The 22,686-nt window shown below is 69.3% G+C and carries 14 protein-coding genes; 10 read left to right on the forward strand and 4 right to left on the reverse strand.

What is annotated here, in order from left to right; all coding sequences use genetic code 11:
• Positions 1-22: 22 nt before the first annotated feature.
• Positions 23-2,560 carry a DUF1549 and DUF1553 domain-containing protein gene (locus G6O68_RS05940; protein ID WP_165245842.1) on the forward strand — a complete coding sequence of 846 codons (2,538 nt, stop codon included), beginning with the start codon at positions 23-25 and terminating at the stop codon, positions 2,558-2,560.
• Positions 2,561-2,625: 65 nt separating this feature from the next.
• A complete protein-coding gene (locus G6O68_RS05945) occupies positions 2,626-4,977 on the forward strand; it encodes a c-type cytochrome domain-containing protein (protein ID WP_165245844.1) in 2,352 nt (783 codons plus the stop codon).
• An 88-nt stretch (positions 4,978-5,065) separates the two neighbouring features.
• On the opposite strand, the gene G6O68_RS05950 is transcribed toward G6O68_RS05945, so the two are convergent.
• Positions 5,066-6,481 (reverse strand): hypothetical protein, encoded by a 1,416-nt coding sequence (locus G6O68_RS05950; RefSeq protein ID WP_165245846.1) that lies wholly within the window; start codon positions 6,479-6,481, stop codon positions 5,066-5,068.
• Between the two features lie 22 nt (positions 6,482-6,503).
• Complete coding sequence (locus G6O68_RS05955) at positions 6,504-7,802, reverse strand: acetyl ornithine aminotransferase family protein (protein WP_165245848.1); 1,299 nt, start codon at positions 7,800-7,802, stop codon at positions 6,504-6,506.
• A 618-nt stretch (positions 7,803-8,420) separates the two neighbouring features.
• Here G6O68_RS05955 and G6O68_RS05960 point away from each other — a divergent pair.
• Together G6O68_RS05960 and G6O68_RS05965 are read left to right on the forward strand one after the other, a co-directional pair.
• Positions 8,421-9,473 (forward strand): Gfo/Idh/MocA family oxidoreductase, encoded by a 1,053-nt coding sequence (locus tag G6O68_RS05960; protein ID WP_165245850.1) that lies wholly within the window; start codon positions 8,421-8,423, stop codon positions 9,471-9,473.
• 51 nt (positions 9,474-9,524) lie between these two features.
• Positions 9,525-12,164, forward strand: a complete 2,640-nt coding sequence (locus tag G6O68_RS05965; RefSeq protein WP_165245852.1) for a serine/threonine-protein kinase — start codon at positions 9,525-9,527, stop codon at positions 12,162-12,164.
• Here the strand turns inward: G6O68_RS05965 and G6O68_RS05970 are convergent.
• Positions 12,104-14,401, reverse strand: a complete 2,298-nt coding sequence (locus G6O68_RS05970) for a hypothetical protein (protein WP_165245854.1) — start codon at positions 14,399-14,401, stop codon at positions 12,104-12,106. The genes G6O68_RS05965 and G6O68_RS05970 overlap by 61 nt on opposite strands.
• Positions 14,402-14,590: 189 nt before the next feature.
• On the opposite strand from G6O68_RS05970, the gene G6O68_RS05975 reads away from it, so the two are divergent.
• From G6O68_RS05975 to G6O68_RS05995, 5 genes are all read left to right on the forward strand, one after another.
• Positions 14,591-15,346: a hypothetical protein gene (locus tag G6O68_RS05975; protein WP_165245856.1), complete on the forward strand. Its 756-nt coding sequence runs from the start codon at positions 14,591-14,593 to the stop codon at positions 15,344-15,346.
• Between the two features lie 152 nt (positions 15,347-15,498).
• Complete coding sequence (murB, locus tag G6O68_RS05980) at positions 15,499-16,383, forward strand: UDP-N-acetylmuramate dehydrogenase (protein ID WP_165245858.1); 885 nt, start codon at positions 15,499-15,501, stop codon at positions 16,381-16,383.
• A gap of 98 nt (positions 16,384-16,481) precedes the next feature.
• Positions 16,482-17,489 (forward strand): cell division protein FtsQ/DivIB, encoded by a 1,008-nt coding sequence (locus G6O68_RS05985; protein ID WP_165245860.1) that lies wholly within the window; start codon positions 16,482-16,484, stop codon positions 17,487-17,489.
• A gap of 163 nt (positions 17,490-17,652) precedes the next feature.
• Positions 17,653-19,602: a preprotein translocase subunit SecA gene (locus G6O68_RS05990; RefSeq protein ID WP_165245862.1), complete on the forward strand. Its 1,950-nt coding sequence runs from the start codon at positions 17,653-17,655 to the stop codon at positions 19,600-19,602.
• 92 nt (positions 19,603-19,694) lie between these two features.
• The gene (locus G6O68_RS05995) at positions 19,695-20,162 is read left to right on the forward strand and encodes a hypothetical protein (RefSeq protein WP_165245864.1); all 468 of its coding nucleotides are present in this window, start codon (positions 19,695-19,697) and stop codon (positions 20,160-20,162) included.
• A 24-nt stretch (positions 20,163-20,186) separates the two neighbouring features.
• Here the strand turns inward: G6O68_RS05995 and G6O68_RS06000 are convergent, their stop codons facing one another.
• Positions 20,187-21,164 (reverse strand): DUF1570 domain-containing protein, encoded by a 978-nt coding sequence (locus tag G6O68_RS06000; RefSeq protein WP_165245866.1) that lies wholly within the window; start codon positions 21,162-21,164, stop codon positions 20,187-20,189.
• A 221-nt stretch (positions 21,165-21,385) separates the two neighbouring features.
• On the opposite strand from G6O68_RS06000, the gene G6O68_RS06005 reads away from it, so the two are divergent.
• A complete protein-coding gene (locus tag G6O68_RS06005) occupies positions 21,386-22,324 on the forward strand; it encodes an NAD-dependent epimerase/dehydratase family protein (protein ID WP_165245868.1) in 939 nt (312 codons plus the stop codon).
• The last annotated feature ends 362 nt before the right edge of the window (positions 22,325-22,686 follow it).

Consider the following 22,686-nt stretch of genomic DNA (forward strand, 5'->3'; position numbering starts at 1 on the left):
CCCTGTTGAGGACGCTTTCGTGATGATCCAGTCGACCGCGGCCTTCGCCCGAGCGCTCCGAACGTCCCTCGCGGGCCTCGTCCTGGGCGGCCTGACGCCGACCGTCGCGACCGCCGGAGCCGGCGGGCCGAACGCCCCCGACCTCGCGGCCAACGCGCCCCTCCCGGACGAGCCGTTCGCCCCCGAACCCGCCCCGACCGCCGGGCTGGTCGAGATCCAGGTCTCGCCCCCGGCGATCGACCTGACCACCGCCCGCGACCGCCAGTCGATCGTCGTCCAGGGCTTCTACGCGGACGGCCTGACCCGCGACCTCACGCGCGAGTCCGCGTTCACCGCGGCGAATCCCGACCTGACGGTCCGCGACGGGGCGCTTTTCACCCCGAAGGCGGACGGCGAAACCACTTTGACCGTCGCCTTCGGAGGCAAGTCGGCGACGATCCCGGTCAAGGTCGCCCGGTGTGCGACCTCCGACCCCCTCAGCTTCCGTCTCGACGTGATGCCCGTCTTCCTCCGAGCCGGCTGCAACACCGGCAGCTGCCACGGGGCGGCCCGGGGCAAGGACGGCTTCCGCCTCTCGCTCTTCGGCTTCGACGCCGAGGGGGACTACTTCCGCCTCACCCGCGAGATGGTCGGTCGCCGCGTCAACCTGGCCGTCCCGGCCGACAGCACGCTCCTGGAGAAGTCCATCGGCGCGGTCCAGCACACCGGCGGCAAGCGGTTCGAGCTGGGCGACGCGCTCTACAACACGGTTCACGAATGGATCACGGCCGGCGCCCCCAACGACGACGTCGCCAAGCTGCCGAAGGTCGTCGGCGTCGAACTCTTCCCCAAGGCGGGCGTCCTGGATGGCAAGGGGGCGCGGCAGCAGATGACCGTCCTCGCCAGGTATTCGGACGGCACCGACCGCGACGTCACCGGCCTGGCCCTGTTCCTCACGAACAACGACTCGTCCGCCGCCGTCTCGCCGGACGGCCTCGTCACCGCCGGCGAGCGCGGCGAGGCCTTCGTGATGGCCCGCTTCGAGACCTACACCGTCGGGTCGCAGTTCATCGTCCTGCCGAAGGCGCTCCAGTTCACCTACCCCGACGAGTCGACCGGCAACTACATCGACGAGCTGGTGGCCGACAAGCTCCGCAAGCTCCGCATCGCCCCTTCCGAGATCTGCGACGACGGCACGTTCGTCCGCCGCGTGTTCCTCGACATCGTCGGCCTCACCCCGACGGTCGAGGAGTTCGACGCCTTCATGTCCTCGGCCGACCCGGACAAGCGGGCCAAGCTGGTCGACGAGCTGCTCCAGCGGAAGGAGTTCTCCGAGATCTGGGTCAGCAAATGGGCGGAGCTGCTCCAAATCCGCACCAGCCTCACGGTCAGCTACAAGTCGATGTTCTTGTACTACAACTGGCTCGTCGAGCAGCTCTCGAAGGACATGCCGATGGACCAGATGGTCCAGGAGCTGCTCGGGGCCAACGGCGGCACGTTCAAGAACCCGGCCACCAACTTCTACCAGACCACGACCGAGACGCTGCCGCTCACCGAGAATGTGGCCCAGGTCTTCATGGGCATGCGGATCCAGTGCGCCCAGTGCCACAACCACCCGTTCGACCGCTGGACCCAGGACGAGTACTACCAGTTCGCCGCCTTTTTCTCGCAGATCGGCCGCAAGCAGGGCGAGGACTACCGCGAGCTGATCGTCTTCAACGCCGGCGGCGGCGAGATGAAGCACCCCGTCGACGGCAGGGTCATGGCGCCCAAGTTCCTCGGCGGCGAGTCCCCCGACGTGGCCGGCAAGGATCGTCGCGTGATCCTGGCGAAGTGGCTCGCCTCCTCCCAGAACCCCTGGTTCGCTCCCTCGTTCGCGAACCGCGTCTGGGCCCACTTCATGGGCGTCGGCGTGGTCGAGCCGGTGGACGACTTCCGGATCAGCAACCCCGCCTCCAACCCGGAGTTGCTCGAGGCGCTCGGCAAGCGGTTCACCGAAAGCAACTACAACCTCAAGAGCCTGGTCCGCGACATCTGCACCTCGCGGGCCTACCAGCGGTCGACCCATCGCAACGACAGCAACGCCGGCGACGACAAGAACTTCTCCCACGCCCTGGTGCGCCGGATCAAGGCCGAGAACCTGCTCGACGCAATCAGCCACGTCACCAACACGAAGGACAAATTCGGCGGGCTGCCGCTGGGCGCCCGGGCGGTGCAGATCGCCGACGGCAACAGCTCAACCTACTTCCTGACCACCTTCGGCAGGGCGACTCGCGAGACCCCCTGCTCGTGCGAGGTCAAGATGGAGCCGACGCTCTCGCAGGCGCTCCACCTCCTCAACGGCGACACGGTCAACGCCAAGATCAAGCAGGGGGGCGTGCTCGATGAGGTCATGAAGGCCCGGCCGACGGCCGAGGAGCGGCTCACCGACCTGTATCTCCGGTGTCTCTCACGCAAGCCGACCCCGGACGAACTGGCGAAGCTCACTCCGGTCGTCTCCCAGGCCGCCGACCAGGCCCAGGCGTTGGGCGACGTCTTCTGGGCGTTGCTCAACAGCCGCGAGTTCCTGTTCAACCACTGATCCGACCCCGATCCCGACGGCCGACCGCCCCCCGCCTTCGTTCGACCTTCGAGAGGCCCGACGCCATGCGATCCCGAACCCAGTCCGCCCCACTGCTCGCGCTGCTCGCCCTCGGCGCCGCCACCACGGCGGGAGCCGAGGAAGGGGCCGCCAAGATCACCTTCATGGATCAGGTGTCGCCGATCTTCCGGAATCATTGCGGCTCCTGCCACAACCCGGATAAGGCCAAGGGGGGCCTGAATCTGGAAACGTTCGGCGGCACGATGCAGGGAGGCGGATCTGGCGCGGTGGTCGAGCCCGGCGACCCGGATTCGAGCACGCTCCTCGCGGTGATCCTGCACACCGAGGAGCCCAAGATGCCCCCGAATTCGGCGAGGATCCCCGACGCCGAGATCGAGGTGATCAAGAAGTGGATCGAGGGGGGCGCGCTCGAGTCCTCGGGGAGCAAGGTCGCGGCCAAGGCCAAGCCCAAGATGGAACTGAAGCTCGACCCGAACGCTCTGGGCAAGCCTGCCGGCGAGCCGGCGATGCCCGGGAACCTGGCCGTCGAGCCGTTCACTCCCGGGGCCCGTCCCGGCGCGGTCGTCGCCCTGGCGGCGAGCCCCTGGGCCCCCCTGCTGGCCGTTGGCGGCCATAAGCAGGTTTTGCTCTACCGCACGACCGACCAGCACCTGATGGGGGTCCTCCCCTTCCCGGAGGGGACGATCCACGTCCTCAAGTTCAGCCGGGGCGGCGACGTGCTCCTCGTCGGCGGCGGTCGCGGCGGCCAGTCGGGCATCGCGGTCGGCTTCGACGTGAAGACCGGCGAGCGGGTGTTCGAGGTCGGCCGGGAGTACGACGCGGTCCTGGCGGCCGACGTCAGCCCGGATCAGAGCCAGGTCGCGCTCGGCGGGCCGGGCCGGATCGTCCGGGTCTACAGCACGGCCGACGGCAGCCCCCTCTACGAGATCAAGAAGCACACCGAGTGGATCACGGCGATCGAGTTCAGCCCCGACGGCGTCCTCCTCGCCACCGGTGACCGCAACAACGGCCTCCTCGTGTGGGAGGCCGAGACGGGCCGGGAGTATCTGGAGCTTCGCGGCCACACCGGGTCGATCACCGACGTCTCGTGGCGTCTCGACTCCAACGTGCTCGCCTCGTCCAGCGAAGATGGCACGGTCAAGCTCTGGGAGATGAACGAGGGGAAGGCGATCAAGAACATCGCTGCCCACCCGCCGGGGACCGCCGCCGTCCAGTTTGCGAAGGACGGCCGGCTGGCCACCGCCGGCCGGGATCGGGTCGTCCGGATCTGGGACGCGAACGGCGGGAAGCAAACGGAGCTTGAGCCGTTCGGCGACCTGGCCCTCGCCGTCGCCCTGACGCACGACGAATCGGCGGTCGCGGGATCCGACTGGTCCGGGGCGATCCGGCTCTGGGACGTGAAGGACGGCCGCCGCTTGGCGTCGCTCACCCCGGCCCCCGCGCCGATCGCCGTCCGGATCGACCTGGCCCAGAAGGAGCTGGCCGCCGTGACCGCCGAGGCCGAAGCGCTGACGAAGGAACTGCCGGCCCTCCAGGCGGCCGTCGTCCCCGTCGTCGAGGCCCAGTCCCAGGCCCAGCAGGCGTTGACGGCCGCCGAGGCGGCGTCGGCCCAGCAGGCCGCCCTGGTCGTCGAACGGGAAGCGGCCGTGAACGCCAAGGCGGCCGCCGTGGCCGACGCCGCCGCCACGGCCCAGGCCGCCGAACAACTCGCCGCCCAGGCTCGCGAGGCGCAGGCCGCCGCCGAGAAGGCGGTCGCCGACGCCGACGCCGCCGGGACGGCCGCCGCCGCGGCCCTCGAAGCCTCGAAGGCCGCCGTGGCGAAGGCCCTGGCCGACAAGGCGGCCCACGACGCGGCCCTGGCCGCCTCCGCCGAAGCCCTCGCCAACGCCGCCGATCCCGACGCCGCGACCGCGGCCGCCGAGGAACTCGGTCGACAGACCCAGAAGGCCGGCGAGCTTCTCCAGGCCCTCGCCGCCGCCGGGACGGGCCGTTCCGCCGCCGCCGCCTCGGTCAAGCAGGCCGCCGCCGCCAAGGCCGCCGCGCCCCAGGCGGTCCCGCCGACCCAGCTCCGCACCCGAGCCGCCGCCCTCGGGCACGCCGCCGCCGTCGCGGTCGTCCAGGGCCTCGAAGCCCAGAAGGCGGAGGCGGACAAATCGCTGGCCGACGCCCGCGCCGCGGCGCAGTCGGCCGTGGCCGTCGTCGCCGACCTCAAGGCCAAGCTCGACCAGGCGACGGCCGCCCGCACCGCGGCCGAAAAGATTCTGGCCGACAAGGCCAACCCGGCCGCCGCCGCGCAGGTGCGGGCGCAGGCCCTCAAGGTCGAGCTGGAGTTGCTCGACAAGGAGAAGGAGCGAGCCGCCCCGGCCAAGGACGGCCTGGCCGCCGCCGCTCCCTGATCGACGTCGACGCTCTTGGTGATGCGAAAGAGGGCGTCCCCCCTGGGGCCGCCCTCTTTTCGTTTCCAACGTAGGTGGACTCGACGGATCAGTGCAGACGCGGGTCGGTGGCCGCGATGATCGCGGAGACGGCCTGCTGGTTGAAGCCCTTGTAACCCTCGCGGCGCTGGAGGTTCTCCAGGTGGCTGCCGATGGTCCCTTCCTTGACGAATTTGTCTCGCTGTTCCTGGGTGATCCAACCTGCGGCCAGCGCCCGATCGGCCCGCCTCGGCGAGACGGACCAGCGTTCGCCGGCGGTGAACGCCTGGCGCAGGAAAGGGAAATCGGAGAACGGCTTCATCGTCTCGATTCCAGCCTGGGCCTTCAGGCCGTCGCGCAGGGCGTCGAACTCGAACTGGGCCTCCAGGTGGTGCAGCCCGGCTTCGAGGATCGATTCGCCGTGGAGCGCGACCCACAGGCCGACGGTCCCCGGCCTGGGGAGGTCGGGGAGCGACCGGCGGGCGAAATCCTGGTTCGCTTCCTCGGGGGCGAGGTCGAGGTCGGCGAAGATCACGATCCCGGTCGTGGGATGCTCCAGGACCTGGGCGCCCCATCCCGCGTGCTCGCCGGCGTGGAAGCTCTCCCGGAGGAAGAAGCCCAGCTTCGTGAAGATGCGGATGAGGTTCGGGAAGAACTTCCGCGAGCTGCGGAACGTGTGGTGGTCGTGGTTCGCCCACCCGAGTCCCAGCCGGTCCTGCCGGGCCTTCTGGACCTGGGCGGCGCGGTTGCGCGACTCCCAGTACTGGCGCTCGACCTCGAAGATCAGGTGGCAGGCCAGGTCGGCCGACCCGGCCGTCTCGATCACCTCGTCCACGAGCGCCTCGGTCGCGGCGAAGCCCTCGGCGTCGTCTTCGAAGCGACGGCGGCGGGCCAGCCACAGGTCGCGGGCGGCGAGCGCCTCCCGCGCGGCATGGGGCTTCATCAGGCCCTGCTTCGCGGCGGCCGTGGGATAGTTCTCAAATCCCAGATAGGCCCGACGCTCCACCACGACGAAATCGACCCGCTCTCCGGCGAGTCGGGCCGAACGGAGAGGCCCCATCGGGTAGCCCTGGAGCTTGAGCCCCAGGCCGTGCGCGCCGGAGAAGGCGGCGACCGATTCGACCTTGATCCCGACCTCCTTCACGACCGCCCCGCTCCCTCCCGCCTTCGAGGAGACGGCGATTCGGGGGAAAACGCCTCCCGGATGCGCGTAGACCGGGACGCCGACGCCGTGCACGTCGGCCGTCCGCTCGTATCCGAGCGTCACCAGCCGATTGGCGAACGAGGGGGGAGCGGCGACCAGGAAATGGTCCAGCCAGTTCTCGAAGATCGTGCCCGTTTCGGGGATCAGGCGTTCGGCCAGTTCGTTCGCGAACGCGTGGCCGTCGAGCGCCTGGCGTGTCAACTCGTTGATCAACGTCTCGGTGTCGGGCCACCGCCGCCACTGGAACGGCGCGGCCTTCTCCGGCTCGGTCGCGAGCACCATCTCGAAGCTCCTTCCCGGGGCGTCAGACGCCCGCCTTGTCGGCCGTCCGGACGTCGACCATGGCGGCGCCCAGCAGCTTCAGCCCGATTTCAACCTGACGCTCCGTCAGGCACAAGGGGGGACAGAACCGCAGGGTGCTGGGCCCGCAGGGAAGGAGCAGCAGGCCGTGGTGGAACGCGGCGTCGATGATCCGATCCCGAAGCTCCGGCGCGGGCAGGCCCTCCTCATCCTGGATCTCCATACCGATCATCAGCCCCCGGCCGCGGACCTCGCGGACGTGCGGGTCGCCGACGGCCAGCTCCTGCAAGCCCGCGACCAGCTGACCGCCCCGGACGACGGCGTTCCGGGCGTACTTGGCCTCGATCAGGTCGATCGAGGCCAGGGCCGCGGCGCAGGCCACGGGGTTGCCGCCGAAGGTCGAGGCGTGGCTCCCCGGCGGCCAGTCCATCACGTCGGCCCTGGCGACGATCGCGCCCAGCGGCAGGCCGTTGGCGATCCCCTTGGCCAGGCAGAGGATGTCGGGCTCGACGCCCCATTGCTCGCAGGCGAACATCGTGCCCGTTCGCCCGAAGCCGGCCTGGATCTCGTCGACTACCAGCAAGATGCCGTGCTCGTCGCAAATCTTCCGCAGGCCGGGAAGGAAGTCGTCGTCGGGGACGATGTACCCCCCCTCCCCCTGGATCGGCTCGACGAAGATCGCGGCGGTCTCCTCGGGCGAGCAGACCGTCTTGAACAAGCGCCTCACGCTCTCTAGGTCGTTGTAGACGGCGTGGTGGATGTCGGCAACCAGCGGGGCGAACCCTTGGCGATGGAGCGGCTTCGAGGCCGAGAGCGACATCGCCCCGTAAGTCCGGCCGTGGAAGGCCCGCAGGAACGCGATCACCCGGGGGCGCCCCGAGTGCTTCCGCGACAGCTTGAGCGCCGCCTCGATCGACTCGGCCCCGCTGTTGGTGTAGAAGACTCGCTTCGGCCCCGTCCCCGGGGCGATCGCGGCCAGCTTCTCCGCCAGCTTGATCTGAGGGGCGTAGTAGAAGTCCGTGCCCGACATGTGGATCAGCCGCTTGCTCTGGCGGACGATCGCCTCGACCACCTTGGGGTGGGAATGCCCGACGTTCGTCACCGCGATGCCGGCGGTGAAATCCAGGAATCGGTTCCCGTCCATGTCCTCGATCATCGCCCCCTTCGCCCGACGCACCACCAGGGGGTACGTGCGGGTGTAGGACGGCGACATCACGCGATCGTCGCGCTCGAGCCAGGCCGCGCTCTTGGGTCCCGGCAGCGGCCCGAGGATCCGGGGTTCGTCTCGATGCAATGCGACCATCGCCTTCTCCCTTTCTTTGAGCGGATCGTCCAGGATTTTCGAACCCATGACGCGAGATGGACATGCGGATTCGACAAATGCGTCTGCGGAAGTCGGCCGGCCTTCGAGGGACGTCCGGACGGACCTTCGCAGCGACCTTTCAACACGCCGACGGAGCGGACCGGGCGTCGTCGCCGGCCGGGAGAAGGCTCGCGTGGCATGCAAGTATTATCTCCGAAACGACGCCCATCGTCAAATCGAATTTCATCGATCGAATCGCCGGAACCCCTTGCCCAGACAGAGGTCAGGCAAATGTAGGTTTAATTCCTTAGTTGATCGAACCGCTTGCGGCCACGCCTGGTTCCGCACCGCCGCGAGCCGCTCGATCGGCCGCTGGGCCGAGGGGGTTGCGTCAGCGATTCGACCGCCGGATGCATCGCGGGCGTCGCTCCTGGATCATCCGAGCCCGCGTCGCCGCGCGGGGTCGGCCCCGGCCCGCGATCGCGAGAGACGGCTGATCTCGCAGACCGGGCTCGCACGTCGCGCGCCCCGTCGCGATACTGGGAGGTTCAGGATTTCGGGGTCGTCGGGCCGAGCGGTTCGAGCCCCGCCCTCGACTCCTCATGCGATCTCGTCTCCATGATTCGAACCGTCGTCGTCGGATACGGCATGGCGGGGCGTGAGTTGCACGTCCCGCTGATCCTCCGCCAGCCGGAAATGAGCCTCCACGGCGTCGTCGCGCGGAAGCCCGAGGTCCGGGCGCGCGTCGAGGCCGAGCGCGGCGTGAAGACGTTCGCGGACCTCGACGAGGCGCTGGACGACCCGCAAGTCGACCTCGTCGTCCTGGCGACTCCGCACGACGTTCATGCCGAGATGGCGGGCCGCGTCCTCGACGCCGGCCGGCACTGCGTGGTCGACAAGGTCATGGCGCTGACGACCGCCGAGGCCGACCGAATGATCGCGGCCCGCGACCGATCGGGCCGGATGCTCTCGGTCTTCCACAATCGCCGCTGGGACTGGGACTTCGCCACGATCCGGTCGCTCTTCCGCGAGGGGACGATCGGCCGGCCGTTGTTGATCGAGAGCGCCGTCTGCCGCTTCAAGGCCCCGCAAGGTTGGCGTGGCGAGCTTGGCGCCTCGGGGACGATCCTCCACGACTGGGGCGCGCACATGGTCGACCACGCGCTCCAACTCGGCCTGGGCCCCTGCCGACGCGTGACTTCCTGGCTGTTCGAAAGCCCGTGGGAGGGCGTCGACATCGGCGGCCATGGTCGCCTGATCTTGGAGTTCGACCGCGCCATATTCCAGGCCGAGACCAGCCGGATCTGCCGCATCGACCGCCCGCGATGGTGGGTCGTCGGCTCGGCGGGGGGCTACGTCAAGTACGGCGTCGACCCGCAAGAAGAGGCCCTCCGCGCCGGCGACATCGACGCGGCCTACGAGACGGAGAGCCAGCAGGGCTATCTCTGCACGGCCGCGGACCCCGCCCCCGACACGCGCGATCCGGAGACCTTGCGGCGTCGTCTCCCCTCGGTGCGGACGCACTGGGACGGCTACTATGCGAACATCGCCGCGCACCTGACTCGTGGCGAGCCGCTGGCCGTGACGGCCGAGCAGGCTCGCGAGGTCGTGCGGGTGCTGGAAGCGGCCGTCGAATCCTCGCGCGAGCATAAGTCGGTGGAAGGTCCCTAGGGTTCTTGAGGCGACGCCCCGGGGGGCGAGCTTCGGAGGGTTGTTTCGTTGGTGATCCATTGCCCCTCGTGTCGGCACCCGATCCGCGTCGTGGACGTCCATCCCGGCCGATTCACGCCCAAATGCCCGAGCTGCCGGGCGCCGTTCATCCTGACGATCCCGGATGGGGACGGCGGCGGGCCGATCGTGGAGACCACGAGGACCGGGAACGCCGACGCCTCGGCCCCGTCGCTTGAGGCGATCCCGACGACGCTCGACGCGCCGGCGGCCGTCCTCGGCTACGGTCGGCTCCCCCGCGGCGTGCCGCGCCTCCTCGGCCGCTGCTTGGTCCTCAAGCTGCTCGGACACGGCCCGCGAGGGAGATCGCTGCTGGCGCGTCCCCTTTCGCTCGCCGGCCGGGTCGTGCTCAAGGTCGTCTCCGCCGACCGCGACCGCGACGCCGTCTTCGTCGAGCGTTTCCTGCGCGAGGCGCTGGCGACCGCCCAGCTTTCGAGCCCGCACATCATCCCGATCGTCGACATCGGCCGCGATCGGTCCTCGACGTTCACGGCCATGGAGTACGTCCCCGGCTCGTCGCTCGCCGAGGAGCTGGCCAGGCGAGTGAAGATCGAGCCCCGCACGGCGGCCGCGTGGATCCTGCAGGCGGCGCGCGGGCTGGCCGTCGCGCACGCCCAGGGGATCTGGCATCGCGACGTGAAGCCCGAGAATCTCCGGCTCACGCCCGACGGCCTGGTGGTCGTCGACGACCTGGGGCTGGAGACCACCCCCTCGATGGCGGCGGCCGAGAGCGCTCGCGACGCGGCCGGTCGTCGCGGCCCGAAGGGACGGGGCAAGACCGCCTCCGAAGACGCCCCGGCGAAGCCCCCGACGATCCAGCGCGCCGCCGCCGGCACGCCGGCCTACATGGCGCCCGAGCAGGCGCGCGACGCCCTGGTGATCGACGGCCGGGCCGACGTCTACGCGCTCGGCTGCACGTTCTACCAGCTCGTCACCGGCCGGGCGCCGTTCGCCAAAACCACGGCGACCGAGCTGATCGCCAGCCATCAGGACCAACCGCTCATCCCGCCGCAAGAGTTCGCGCCGGGCCTTCCCGCCCCGATCTCCGAGGCCATCCTGGCGATGACGCGGAAGTCCCCCGAGGAACGCTACCTGAGCATGGACGTGGTGATCGACGTGCTCGAGAACGCCCTGGGCCTTCGACAGGGCGGAGTCACGGCCGACGAGGCCGCCTATCAGGCGGCGGCGATGGACGCGGCGGTGCTGATGCGCGACTCGCCGGCGGCGCGTCTGCGTCGCGGGGTCCTGATGGCGGCCGGGGGCGCGTGGCTGGCGTTCCTGGTCCTGCTCCTGGCGTTCGGGGCGTACCGGCCGATGCTCGTCATCGCCGGCTTCGGCCTGCTCACCGCCGCTGCCCTGGCCTTCACGTCGAGGTCGGTCCGGCCGTCGGGCCTGGCCGAACTGATCCGCGAGGTCTTCCTGGGCGACGGCCTCCGATCCTGGTTCGTCGCCGCGGCCGCCGCCCTGGTGCTCCTGGGCATGACCGTCTACGGCGGCTTCCTCTGCCCGCTGCTCTTCCTGGCGGCCTCCGTCGGAGGGCTGATCGGCGCCTTCCATTTTTACGTTGAGCGGCCGTTCCTCGTCGCGAAGGACGAAGCCGTCGGCGCCGTGAAGGATCCCCTGAGAAGGCTCCGACGCGTCGGCGTCGACGAGCGACGGCTTCGCGATGCGTTGATCCTCGCCGCAGGTCGAGGTTGGGAACCCCTCTTCGCCGCCCTCTTCGGCGAGCGGGCTCTCGCCGCCGAGAGGCTGCGCGGCCTGCACGACCCGTCCGCACCGAGCGGCGAGGGGCGTGCGTGGTGGCGCGGGGGCGTCGAGCGCGGGCTCGCCGCCCTGGTCGCGATGCGTCGGGATGCCCGGCTCCGGCGCCTCTTTCAGAATGCGGCTGAGGCGCGGTTCGAGGCCGAGGGGCTCAACCTGCTCACCGCCCGCCGGCTCTCCTGGCGCGTCTCCCGCGCCCTGATCCGGGCCGCCGCCGAGTGGCGCGACGAGCAGGCCGCTCTCGAGGCCGGTCGGCGCGCGCCGGGGGCGGCCGGGCCGACGATCACCCAGCAGCTCCGCGACGCGGTCGAGAATCCGGATCGGGTCCTGGCCGGACGCGAAGCCGGTCCGGGGCTCCTCGCTCCGCAGCTCGAAAGCTGGTCCTATCGGTTATTCGGCCGACTCCCCAGGCTGATCCTGGGGGCGTCGCTCTTCGCCGTCTTCGCTTACTGGATGCACTCGCACGACGTCGTCACCGCCGACCAGGTCGGTCGCGCCGCGGCCGACATCGGTCGCGCGGCGAAGGCCGCCGCCGAGAACGCCGATCCGGACGCCTTGCGGGACGTGCGGGTGGACATCCCCGTCGAGACCTCGCGTTGGTTCCAACCGCTCGGCGACACCTGGGTATCCGCCCCATTCCGATCGATCCTCGCGGCCAACGTGGGGGCCGCGGGGCTGCTCCTCATTGCGTCGGCGGTCTTCCGTTCGCGCCTCGTGGGCCTCTTCGCGCTGCTCGCCGCCGCTGTGGTGGTCTTCGGGCCGGGGTTAGGGCTGACCAGCGCCTGGCTGGCCCCCCGGTTCGCCGCGCCCGCTCAGGCGATGCTCCTGGGACTGGTCATCCTGGGAGTCGGCGTCCTTCTTTCGAGGCGATGACGGCGAGCCGCGTCCCAGCCTAGCAAGACCAGCGCCGAGGCGAGGGCTCCGGCGCTGACGAGGACGGTGGAGAGCAGGTTCGTCGGCCGGTATGTGAACGTCACCTGGTGCACACCCGCGCCGGGGACGTGGGCCGCCTGGACTCCCGCGTCGGCGCGGCGCACGGGCCGCTCCGCGTCCCCCTCGATCCTGGACATCCAGCCAGGATAGAAGGTCCGGTTGAGGACGACGTCGCACGGCCCGTCGTGCTCGACCGTCGCCGTGCGGCCGTCCCAGGAGACGACTTCGGCGCGAGTCGCATTGGGCCGCTGGTCAGGAGGCGGCATTTCCTCCACCCGGTAACGGACGACGCTTCGATCAGGGATCATGAGCCGACGTCCATCCTGTTCGGCAATCGCCTTGCCCACCGCGCGGGCCATGGGGGCGGGGTCCGTGAATCGGTAGAGCCGCCAGGTCGCGTGCGCGGGGGCTCCGACCGGCTTGTGGACGACTCGATCCAGGGTCTCGTCGCGCGACGTCAGGATGAGTTCGGCGGTCGCCGAGTCGATCGGACCGTCCCAGACGCCGTGGGTGGCCCCGTAGTGTCGGATCAAGGAGTCGGCGTAACCAGGAAAGCTGACGTTCCTCTGCGCGAGCCCCGCCAGCGACGGATGCGGGTCCGGAGGCGCGAATCCCGTGTAGGGAAAGAGCGGGCCCATGCCGAGGCGCAGAGGGATGTCGCTGAGCAACCCGACGAGCCTGCCCGCACCCTCCTCTTCCGCGAGCTTCGTCAGGACGGGGCTCGATTCGGGGATCGAAGCCGCCCATCCCCATTCGGTCGTGGAAGTGTAATAGAGCGTCCCCAGTTCGGCGGCCGTCGCCACGAGCAGGACCCGGGCGGGGACGCGCCCCCTCAGCCAACCGGCGGCGAGCACCGCCGCGATCAGCCAGGCGCCCGCCGCAGTCGCCAGTCGGATGAGAAGCCGATCGCCCCCCAACTCCCGAATGTGATCGGCCCGCCACGACCAGGACGCCACCCACCAGGTGCCCCCCGCCGCGAACGCGACGGCCAGGCCCAGCCCCAGCCAGGCGAGCGCCCGCGATCCGCCGCGATCGAGCCCCTTGCCGGCGAGGATGGCCAGGCCGAGACTCGTCACGGCCAGGAATCGCCCCGGCGCCCGGAACAGCCCCATCCCCGGCAGCGCGGCGACCCACGCGAAGCCCTGGAGCCACACCCCGGGCAAGATCGCCAGCACGAAGGTCGCCAACGCGACCCCGATCCAGAATCGCGACCCCGAGTTGGGCTTCGTCATGACGCCCACGAAGGCGAAGATGAGGGGAATCGTGCCGATGTAGAAGCAGGCCTCGTAGCCCGTCGTCCCGAGTGCATACCAGTAATTCGCCTCGGGACCTCCGGGGATGCCGCGCAACCACCCCGGCACGACGAGTTCCGCCCAGTGGGCCGGCGGGAAGCCATAGAACGCCAGCGCCAGGAACGGCCGCTCGTCCTGGCCGACGAACCGGGCCAGCTCCCAGCTCGGCCCGAGCTGCACCGCCGCGATCGCCGCCCCCCAGCCCAACCCGAGCAGCAAGAGCGCGACACGCCAGGCCCGCCTCGGCGTCCCGATCGCCCGCCAAATCCCCGTCGCGACGACCAATCCCGCCGTCCACGATTGCACCTGGAAGTGCCCGACCGTGAGTTGCAAGCCGTAGGCCAGGGCCAAGGCGGCCGCTCCGACCGGCCGGCCCTCGGCCATGATCCATTCGGCCAGCAACAAGCAGAGGGGAAGGTACGGCAAGGCGTGATAGAAGACCTCGTGACTGGAATGGATCGACTGGAAACCGCAGAAGGTGAACGAGAGCGCCGCCAGGGCCGATCCGCTCGACGTCAGGCCGAGCCTGCGCGCATAGGCATAGGTCGCCCCCGCCAGGAAGCTGTAGTGCAGGAACATCGCCAGGCGGTAAGCCAGCGGGACCGAGAAGACTCGGTAAAGGAGCTGATTCGGGGGGTAGAAGGCCGCCGCATGGCTCTCGGCGACGAGCGGGAAGCCCAGTCCGATGCGATCCGACCAGTAGGGCAGCCCCCCCTCGGCCAGAGATCGGGCCAACTCCGCTTTCATGGGCCTATACATGCGGTCCGGATCGCCCCCGACCGGCTCGATCCCCACCAGGAGCCCGCCGAGGACGACGGCCGTCAGCGCCAAGGTGCACCCCAGGGCGGCTTTGGGCGCGGCGACAGCGAAGAGCTTCGTCTTCAAGCGGGATTTCCTAACCTGTCCGGAGTACGCCCGGCGGGGACGGCTCCGATGAACTTAAGATCCAAAAAATCCACCAATGTTATCCTGCGTCGACACAAGGGAAGCCGCGGTTCGTATCGTAATAAATGGAGACTTCACGCGAAATCCCGTGAGACGTCGGTTCGTCGAAGGAATCCAAGGAGGTCCGTCGTGATCAACATGAACTGCCCCTCCTGCGGTGCCGAAGGTCGAATCCCGAAAGAGAAGGTCAACACGCGACTGCTGTGCAAGAAGTGCCTCAAGAGCTTTTACCTGACTGCGGAAGGAAAGATCGTCGCCGGTTCGCCGGCCGAAGTCGGGACGCCCCATCACCACCACCTCATCCCCGAGGCCCACGCGCTGGACCACGTCGAAGAGGAGGTCGATCACTGGCTGGCGCGGCTGCACAAGGCCGTCCCCTGGGCGATCGGGGCTGTGGTCCTCATCGTCCTGGCGATCGGGGCCCGGACCCTCTACCACGCCTCCCGCCCCTTGAGCCTTGAAGAGCAGGCGATGACGATCGCCCAGGCCCTGATCCGGGGCGACGCGGCGACGCTCCGGGATCACAGCGTCGCGGGGAGCGGGGACGCGGTCGCGGAGTGGACAGAGGCGGTCCGGCCGGAACTCGGGACTCGGGCCGAAACGCCCCACACGGTCGCGCCCCGGGTCGAGTTCACGCGTTCGCCCACCGACCCCGGCCCGGGACTGATCGAGCTCGTGACATCCATCAAGACGGACCAGCACGTCGGCCGGATGGGTTTCGCCGTGCCCGACGTCTCCGCGGAGATGAAGTCGGGGGGCGCGGTGGAATTCCCGATGATCCTCTCGGGCGACGAGGGCTCGGGGTGGCTCCTCGACGGAGCCCGCACGCTGGAGGCGTACCGGAAATCGCGGCCCAAGGCCGTCGCGAGGGTCGCCCGTCCCTGAACTTCGGCGGGGTGCCGAGGCGGCGACGCCCCTCGCTCGCCCCCTCAAGCCGGACGCCGCCGGGGGGACGGCGCGCTTGACGGTCGCGCGGCTTACGGCTACCATGCGGCGGTCATTTTTCGGGAACGTTTTCGCCAATCGGGGTTGGTCGCTTGCAGCATCCCTTCAAGGATTACCAGGAGTTCGTCGCCGAGGACCAACCCCTGGCTCCGCTGACGTGGTTCCGACTGGGAGGCCCCGCCGCCTATTTCGCCAAGCCGCGTAGCATCGAAGAGATGCGCGGCGTCTTGAACCGGGCCCACGAGGCCGGCATCCCCTCCAAGCTGCTGGGGGGCGGGACCAACGTCCTCGTCCGCGAGCCGGGGGTCGAAGGGCTCGTCATCCACATGGAGAGCCCGTTCTTCTCGGACGTGACCGTCGGCGAGGATCGCATCAAGGCCGGCGCGGCGGTGCCGCTGACCGCCCTGATCTCGCAGGCCGCGCGGTCCGGGCTGGCGGGGCTGGAGATCCTCACCGGCATCCCCGGCACGGTGGGCGGGGCCCTGCGGGGCAACGCGGGAGGTCGCCAGGGTGCTATCGGTCCGTTCGTCAGCCGGGTGACGGTCCTGGACTCGGCCCTCGAACTCCAGGAACGCGAGCGCGACGACCTCAGCTTCGTCGACCGCGGGTCGAACCTCGACGAGCCGGTCATCCTCTCGGCCGAGTTCGAACTCACCCCCGAGGATCCGGAGTCGGTGGTCCGCCGGATGCGGCGAATCTGGATCGTCAAGAAGGAGAACCAGCCGTACGGCCACCAGTCGTCGGGCTGCATCTTCAAGAACCCCTCGGCCGACATCTCCGCCGGGGCCCTCATCGACCAGGCCGGCTTGAAGGGGACGCGGCACGGCGGGGCCGAGGTCTCGGACCGCCACGCCAACTTCATCATCGCCCACCCAGGAGCGAAGGCCGACGACGTCCTCCACCTGATCGACCAGATCCAGCAGCGCGTCTGGCAGCAGTTCGGCTACGAATTGGAACTCCAGCTCCGGATCTGGTAAGCTATCGCGTCCACGGCGGGACGACGGCGACACGCGACGGCCGAGCTTCGCCGCGCTCGGGCCGCCGCGCGCCGGCCGATCAGGGAGGAGCCGGGGAGATGGAGTACCGCGACCTTTCCCGGATCGTCGCCTCCGACGCCGACGACGGCGTGGATCCTCCGGCCCGAGTCCGCCGGTTCGAGTTCGTCCGCTCGACCGGTCGCCTCGACCTCCGCAAGCTCGCCGCCGCGCTGCTGCTCTCCGCGAGCCTCCTCGGCGTCCTCTTCTACGCCGGAGGGCAGGCCCTGAACTCCGGGGTCGCCTGGCTCCACCGGCAGCCGCAGTACCAACTCCCTTTCGACCGGATCGAGCTGCCGATTCCGCCGCCGGCCTGCTTCCGGGGGGGGACCTCGACCTTCCTGGACCGAGTCCGCCGGAACGCCGAGGAATCCGAGGTGCTGCCGATCCTCGACGTGGACCCCGAGCGGATCCGGGCCGCCTTCAAGCGCTTCCCCTGGGTCGAGCAGGTCCTCTCGGTCGAGTTCCCGCCGCGGGGGCTCGTGGTGCGGCTGGCCTACCGCGAGCCCGTCGCCAAGGTGCAACTCCCCGGCGCCGACCAGCTCCTCCTGGACCGCGAGGGGTGCATCCTGCCGGTCGACGACATCGACGTCGAGCAGGTGAAGCGGCTGATCTGGATCCGCGGCGACGGCCTGACGGCGCCGGCCAAGGACCGGGTCGGCAAGCTCTGGCGGACCGAGGCGTCGGAGACCTCGCGAGGCGCCGTCGTGGACCGCGGCGTGATCCAGGCCGCCCACCTCGCGGGATTCCTCCTGGAGCCCGCCCGGCGGGAGCAGGCCGAGTCCTCGTCGGCGCTCCGGATCGTCACGATCTACGCGACCGACCCGCCCGCCAACCGAGGCCTCTTCATCCGCAACGCCGACGGGACGACCATCCTTTGGGGTCGAGGTCCCGGCGACGAACAGCCCGGCGAGCAGACGGCCCCTGAAAAATGGGAGATCCTGGTGGATCAGGCGGGCCGGAACCTCCTCAAGCCCGGGCAGCTCGGCGACTTTTGGGAGTTCGGCCGCAACGAGATGCGTTTCAAGCGAGTCGCGTCCGGGTCCTGAACCGGCCCAGAGACCGGTTGCGGCGAATCCACCGAAAAAATCCGGGAAATCCGCGGCGGTGGACGTCCCGTTCCCTGCGGGGGCGAACCGTCCCCGCCCGCGGGCCCCGCATCGGCCCGCCCCGGGCCCGATCTCTCGTAACGGGATGGAAGAGGAAGCACCCATGGCAAGCCGACTCGGCTCGGGTTGGATCAACCAGGTGTCCCGGATCGCCGGGCCGACGCCCGCGGGACGTTTCGCCTCGTTCGCCGTGCAGGTCCACCGCGTCAACGCCCTGGAACCCAAATTCGAGCCCCTGACGGACGCCGAGCTTCGCGAGAAGGCCCACGCCCTCCGACTGCGCGCCCGGCAGGGCGACTCCCTCAACGCCCTGCTGCCGGAAGCCTTCGCCCTGACCCGCGAGGCCGCCAAGCGGACGATCGGCCAGCGCCAGTTCGACGTGCAGGTGCTCGGCGGCGTCGCCATCCACAACAGCTGCATCGCCGAGCTGGAGACGGGCGAGGGCAAGACCCTGGTCGCCACCATGCCGGCCTTCCTCAACGCGCTCCAGGCCAAGGGCGTCTACGTCGTCACCGTCAACGACTACCTCGCCCGCCGCGACGCCGAGTGGATGGGCCAGGTCTACCGCCACCTGGGCCTGACCGTCGGCTGCATCCAGACCGGGATGGCCGACTCCGAGCGTCGCAAGGCCTACAACTGCGACGTCACCTACGGCACCAGCAAGGAGATGGGCTTCGACTTCCTCCGCGACGAGCTGAAGCGGCTCCAGCTGGGCGACACCCATCGCAAGTCGTTCGAGCAGGCCTTCCTCGGCCAGGGGACCCATGCCGAGGCCGAGACTCCGGTCCAGCGCACCCACCACTTCGCGATGGTCGACGAGGCCGACAGCATCCTGATCGACGAGGCCCGCACGCCGCTCATCATCGGCGCCAACAACCAGCCGACCCAGGAGGAAGCCTCCGCCTACTACGGCGCCGACCAGCTCGCCGCGACCCTCGTCCGGATCAAGGATTACAAGTACGACCCGATCGAGAAGAAGGCCGAGCTGACCTCCGCCGGCCGCCGCAAGGTCCAGGCCCGCGCGGCGCATTCCTCGTTCGGAATGCTGACGGTGGACTCGCTCTACGAGTACGTCGAGCGTTCCCTCCGCGCCCAGATCGCCTACCTCCGCGACCGCGACTACGTCATCCACGAGGGCGAGATCGTCATCGTCGACGAGTTCACCGGCCGCATGATGCCCGGCCGCCAGTGGCAGGACGGGCTCCACCAGGCCCTGCAGGCCAAGGAAAGGCTGGAGATCACTCTGGAGACGATCACCGCGGCCCGCGTCACGGTCCAGGACTTCTTCAAGCGGTTCAAGAAGCTCGCGGGCATGACCGGGACCGCCACCACCGACGCCGCGGAGCTGCGGCGAATCTACAAGGTGGGCGTCATGAAGATCCCCACCAATCGCCACAACGGCCGCGTTTGGCTCGCCGACCGCGTCTTCTCCAACGAGGAGGAGAAGTTCCAGGCCGTCGCCGACCAGATCGTCGAGTGGAACAAGAAGGGGGCGCCGATCCTGATCGGCACCCGATCGATCGAGAAGTCGGAGCACCTCAGCGCCCTGCTCGCGGCGGCCGGCATCGAGCACCAGGTGCTCAACGCCAAGAACCACGAGATCGAGGCCCAGATCGTCGCCCAGGCCGGCCAGAAGGGCCGCGTGACGGTCGCCACCAACATGGCCGGCCGCGGCACCGACATCAAGCTCGGCGAGGGCGTGGCGGAGCTGGGCGGTCTCCACGTCATCGGCACCGAACGCAACGAGTCGCGGCGCATCGACAGGCAGCTCGCCGGCCGCTCCGCCCGCCAGGGGGATCCCGGCATCTGTCAGTTCTTCGTCTGCCTGGAAGACGAGATCGTCGAGTCCTTCGGAGAGAAGCCCGCCAACCGCATCCGCAAGCGATACGACAGCCGGGGCGAGCTGACCAACGCCCGCTGGCGGCGCTTCTTCATCCAGGCCCAGGCCCGCAAGGAACGGCAACACTTCCGGGACCGCAAGCTCCTCATGCACTACGAGAAGCAGCGGGCCGAGATGCGCAAGAACATGGGCCTTAATCCCGTGCTTGGCTGAGCCTCCATGGCGCGATAGGCTGGAGCCGCTTCGCTTCGGGCCCGCTCCCCGCGGGCTTCCCGTCCCACTCCACCCGAAATCAGGGGCCCTTCATGCAGGTCTGGACTTCCGCCCGCGGACTCGCGGCGCTTCTCGTCGGGATCTCGATGACCTCGCTCGCGACGGCGGACGAGGCCAGGGTCGAGGACAAGGAGTCGGAGAACGTCACGGTCACCTGCCCCACATCGGGCCTGGCTATCCTGAGTGGCTCCTCGATGACGGTCAACGGGACGATCCAGGTCGCCAAGGGCGAGCTGGCGCCGGACCTCGTGACGATCGGCTTCCTGGACGACGAGGACGCCTTGCTCGGATCCCATACCCTCACGCTCGGTCAGGAGACCGACTCGGGGACCTACAAGAAGACCAAGACGTCACACCTGTTCTGGATCAACATCAAGGCACCGACCAGGGTCGGAGAATGCCGACTCGTCGTCGAGACCCAGAAGTTCGCCCCGGGATCCGCAGTCGATCGAACCATCCTTAGGGAACGCATGAAGCCGCTGAAGCTCGAAATCAAGTAACCGGTCGGCCGAGCGGGATCCCCCTCACCCCCGCACCAGCTCGCGGCCCAGTCGCCGCAGGCGGTCGTCGAGCTTCGCGACCGGCCCGAGATGCTTCTCCATCGTCGCGATCCGGTCGCCGCCCCCGATCGTCCGCAGGTCGTCGAGCCAGGCGACCGTCGGGCGGTACATCGAACGAGACGAAAGCAGGCTGTAGATCAGCAGCCAGGCCTGGCCGTAGGCCAGCTGGGCCGTTTCTGGGTCGTCGAACAGGGCGTCCTCGGTCAGCAGTCGCGAGGTCTCGATCCACGCCTCATCCGCCCGGATCGAGGCGCGGATGGCTTCCAGCCTGGGCTGGTTGACGCGACCCACGGGGGCCCGCGAGGTCCTGCGCCACATTTCGAAATAGGTCGCCAGCCCTTCGGTGACGCACTTCGGGGGCTCTTTCGTCAACGAGAGGAGCCCCGTGTTGAAGCAGAGCAGGTGCGTCGTCTCGTGGACGAGCGTGAACGTGTTGATCCGCTCCGCCGCGCCGCCGACCCCCTGGTCGGGCCGGAAATCGAACACGACGAGCCGGTCGGCGTCGAGGTCGAAGTGCCCCCCCACGTCCTTCCCCGGAGCCTCCCCCACGAGCGCCCCGTAGGAGATCGCGTCCTTCAACACGACGACGGTCATGCGGTCTTCCGGGAAATCGACCCGGAACCCCCGATCACGCAGGTGGCTCAGGAAGACCCGTCCCAGGCCCTCGCAGATCTCCAGCGCCGCGTCTCGGAACGGCTCGGGCGCGTCGCCGACGCCGAGGAAGTGCGCGGTCCGCGAGACCCCGAAAGGTCCAAGGCCCGCCTTCCTCGCCTGCTCGGCGAGCTTGGCCACCCGATCGGCGTCCCCCGCCTCGACGCGTGACTGGGACTCTCCGATGGATCGACCCGGCCTCGCCAGGCCGATCGCCGAGACGACCAGGCCCCCTGAAGTCCAGGAGAGGAATCGCCTTCGGGACGAAAGGGCGTCCGGGTCTTGATGCATGCGGCATAGCCCGTTTTGAGGGGGGAAATGGGGTCCGGAACTCACCTCGGCGCAAATCGACGACTCGATTATACTCCGCTCCGTCCAGAGTAAGAGCGCCGGGCACCCCGCGCTCGACAGGGATGGTTTTGGATCAAGACGCAACACCTAGTTTCCCTCGCGTGCCGAGCTCGCCCCCCACGACGAAAGCTCCACATGCCGGGACGCTTGCGAGGATGGACATGCCTGAGCGCATCTTGCTGACCGGTGGAACCGGCTTCTTCGGTCGTCGCATCGCGGAGGTCCTGCGCGCCCGAGGGCACCAGGTCGTCACGCCCGGCCGCCCCGACTTCAACCTGATGGACCCCGCCTCCACGACCCGCACCCTGGAGCAGGTCCGCCCCGACACGGTCGTCCACTCCGCCGCCCACTACGGCGGCCTGGGCATCTGCGTGGCCGAGCCGGTCCAGATCTTCCAGCGCAACGTCATCATGGGCGTGAACCTGCTGGACGCCGCCGCCAAGGTGGGGACCAAGAAGTTCCTGACCATCGGCTCCGCGTGCGCCTACGCCGGGGCCGTGAACGGCGACATGAAGGAGAGCGACTTCTGGTCGGGCCCGCTCCACCCCTCGGTCGAGTCGTACGGGTTCACCAAGAAGGTGATGGAAGTCGGCATGCGGGCCTACCAGCGGGGCTGCGGGATGATGGGCCAGATGCCCATCGTCACGAACCTTTACGGCGAGCACGACGTTTTCGGCGAGTATCGCTCGCACGTCGCCGCCGCCCTCATCAAGAAGTTCGCCGACGCGGTGATCGAGAAGAAGAAGCAGGTCGTCTGCTGGGGCACCGGCGCCCCCGTACGCGAGTTCATCTACTCCGGCGACGCCGCCGAAGGCGTGGCCCGGCTGCTGGAGAGCGGTTACACCGACCCCCTCAACCTCGGCACCGGCATCGGCACGACCATCAAGGAACTCTCCGAGATCGTCGCCCGCCTCACCCGGTTCGACGGCGAGATCGTCTGGGACACCTCCAAGCCCGACGGCGTCATGCGGAAGGTGCTCGACGTCTCCAAGATGGAGAGCGTCCTGAACTGGAAGCCCCCCACGAGCCTCGAAGCCGGTCTCGAGAAGACGATTAAGTGGTACATGGCCAACAAGGCCGAGGCCGACGCCCGCAACTGAACCGACGTCCGTCGATCGACGCTCCGAAGACGCCTCCGACGCCCCCTCGCGCCGGGGGCGTTTTCGCGCGCCTGAGGCTCCGCCCCGCCTCCGATCGCGAAGCCCCGCGCCGGAATTCCCCCGGACGAGCATCGTCATCGCGTGACACGACCTGCGCCGGTTTCGTATCACGAGCATCCATAGTAGATTCCAGGTGAGAGGTTCTCGAAAAGCCGGGATCGTCGCACGAGGACCGTCGCGGCCAGAACGCGCGTCGTCATCACAACTCGTTCGTCGCCGTCCGATCGCGTGACGACCTCCCGGCCGCTCGCGATGCTGAGAGGCCCGATTGCGTGACCAAAGCCACCATCGAAAGCGCGCCG

The organism is Paludisphaera soli (assembly GCF_011064595.1).
Taxonomy (GTDB): Bacteria; Planctomycetota; Planctomycetia; order Isosphaerales; family Isosphaeraceae; genus Paludisphaera; species Paludisphaera soli.

Bases quoted from the DNA above. Each gene is read 5' to 3' on its own strand.
- G6O68_RS05940 (WP_165245842.1), top strand. From the start codon at position 23: ATGATCCAGTCGACCGCGGCCTTCGCCCGAGCGCTCCGAACGTCCCTC.
- G6O68_RS05945 (WP_165245844.1), top strand. From the start codon at position 2,626: ATGCGATCCCGAACCCAGTCCGCCCCACTGCTCGCGCTGCTCGCCCTC.
- G6O68_RS05950 (WP_165245846.1), bottom strand. From the start codon at position 6,481: ATGGTGCTCGCGACCGAGCCGGAGAAGGCCGCGCCGTTCCAGTGGCGG.
- G6O68_RS05955 (WP_165245848.1), bottom strand. From the start codon at position 7,802: ATGGTCGCATTGCATCGAGACGAACCCCGGATCCTCGGGCCGCTGCCG.
- G6O68_RS05960 (WP_165245850.1), top strand. From the start codon at position 8,421: ATGATTCGAACCGTCGTCGTCGGATACGGCATGGCGGGGCGTGAGTTG.
- G6O68_RS05985 (WP_165245860.1), top strand. From the start codon at position 16,482: ATGGAGTACCGCGACCTTTCCCGGATCGTCGCCTCCGACGCCGACGAC.
- G6O68_RS05990 (WP_165245862.1), top strand. From the start codon at position 17,653: ATGGCAAGCCGACTCGGCTCGGGTTGGATCAACCAGGTGTCCCGGATC.
- G6O68_RS05995 (WP_165245864.1), top strand. From the start codon at position 19,695: ATGCAGGTCTGGACTTCCGCCCGCGGACTCGCGGCGCTTCTCGTCGGG.
- G6O68_RS06000 (WP_165245866.1), bottom strand. From the start codon at position 21,164: ATGCATCAAGACCCGGACGCCCTTTCGTCCCGAAGGCGATTCCTCTCC.
- G6O68_RS06005 (WP_165245868.1), top strand. From the start codon at position 21,386: ATGCCTGAGCGCATCTTGCTGACCGGTGGAACCGGCTTCTTCGGTCGT.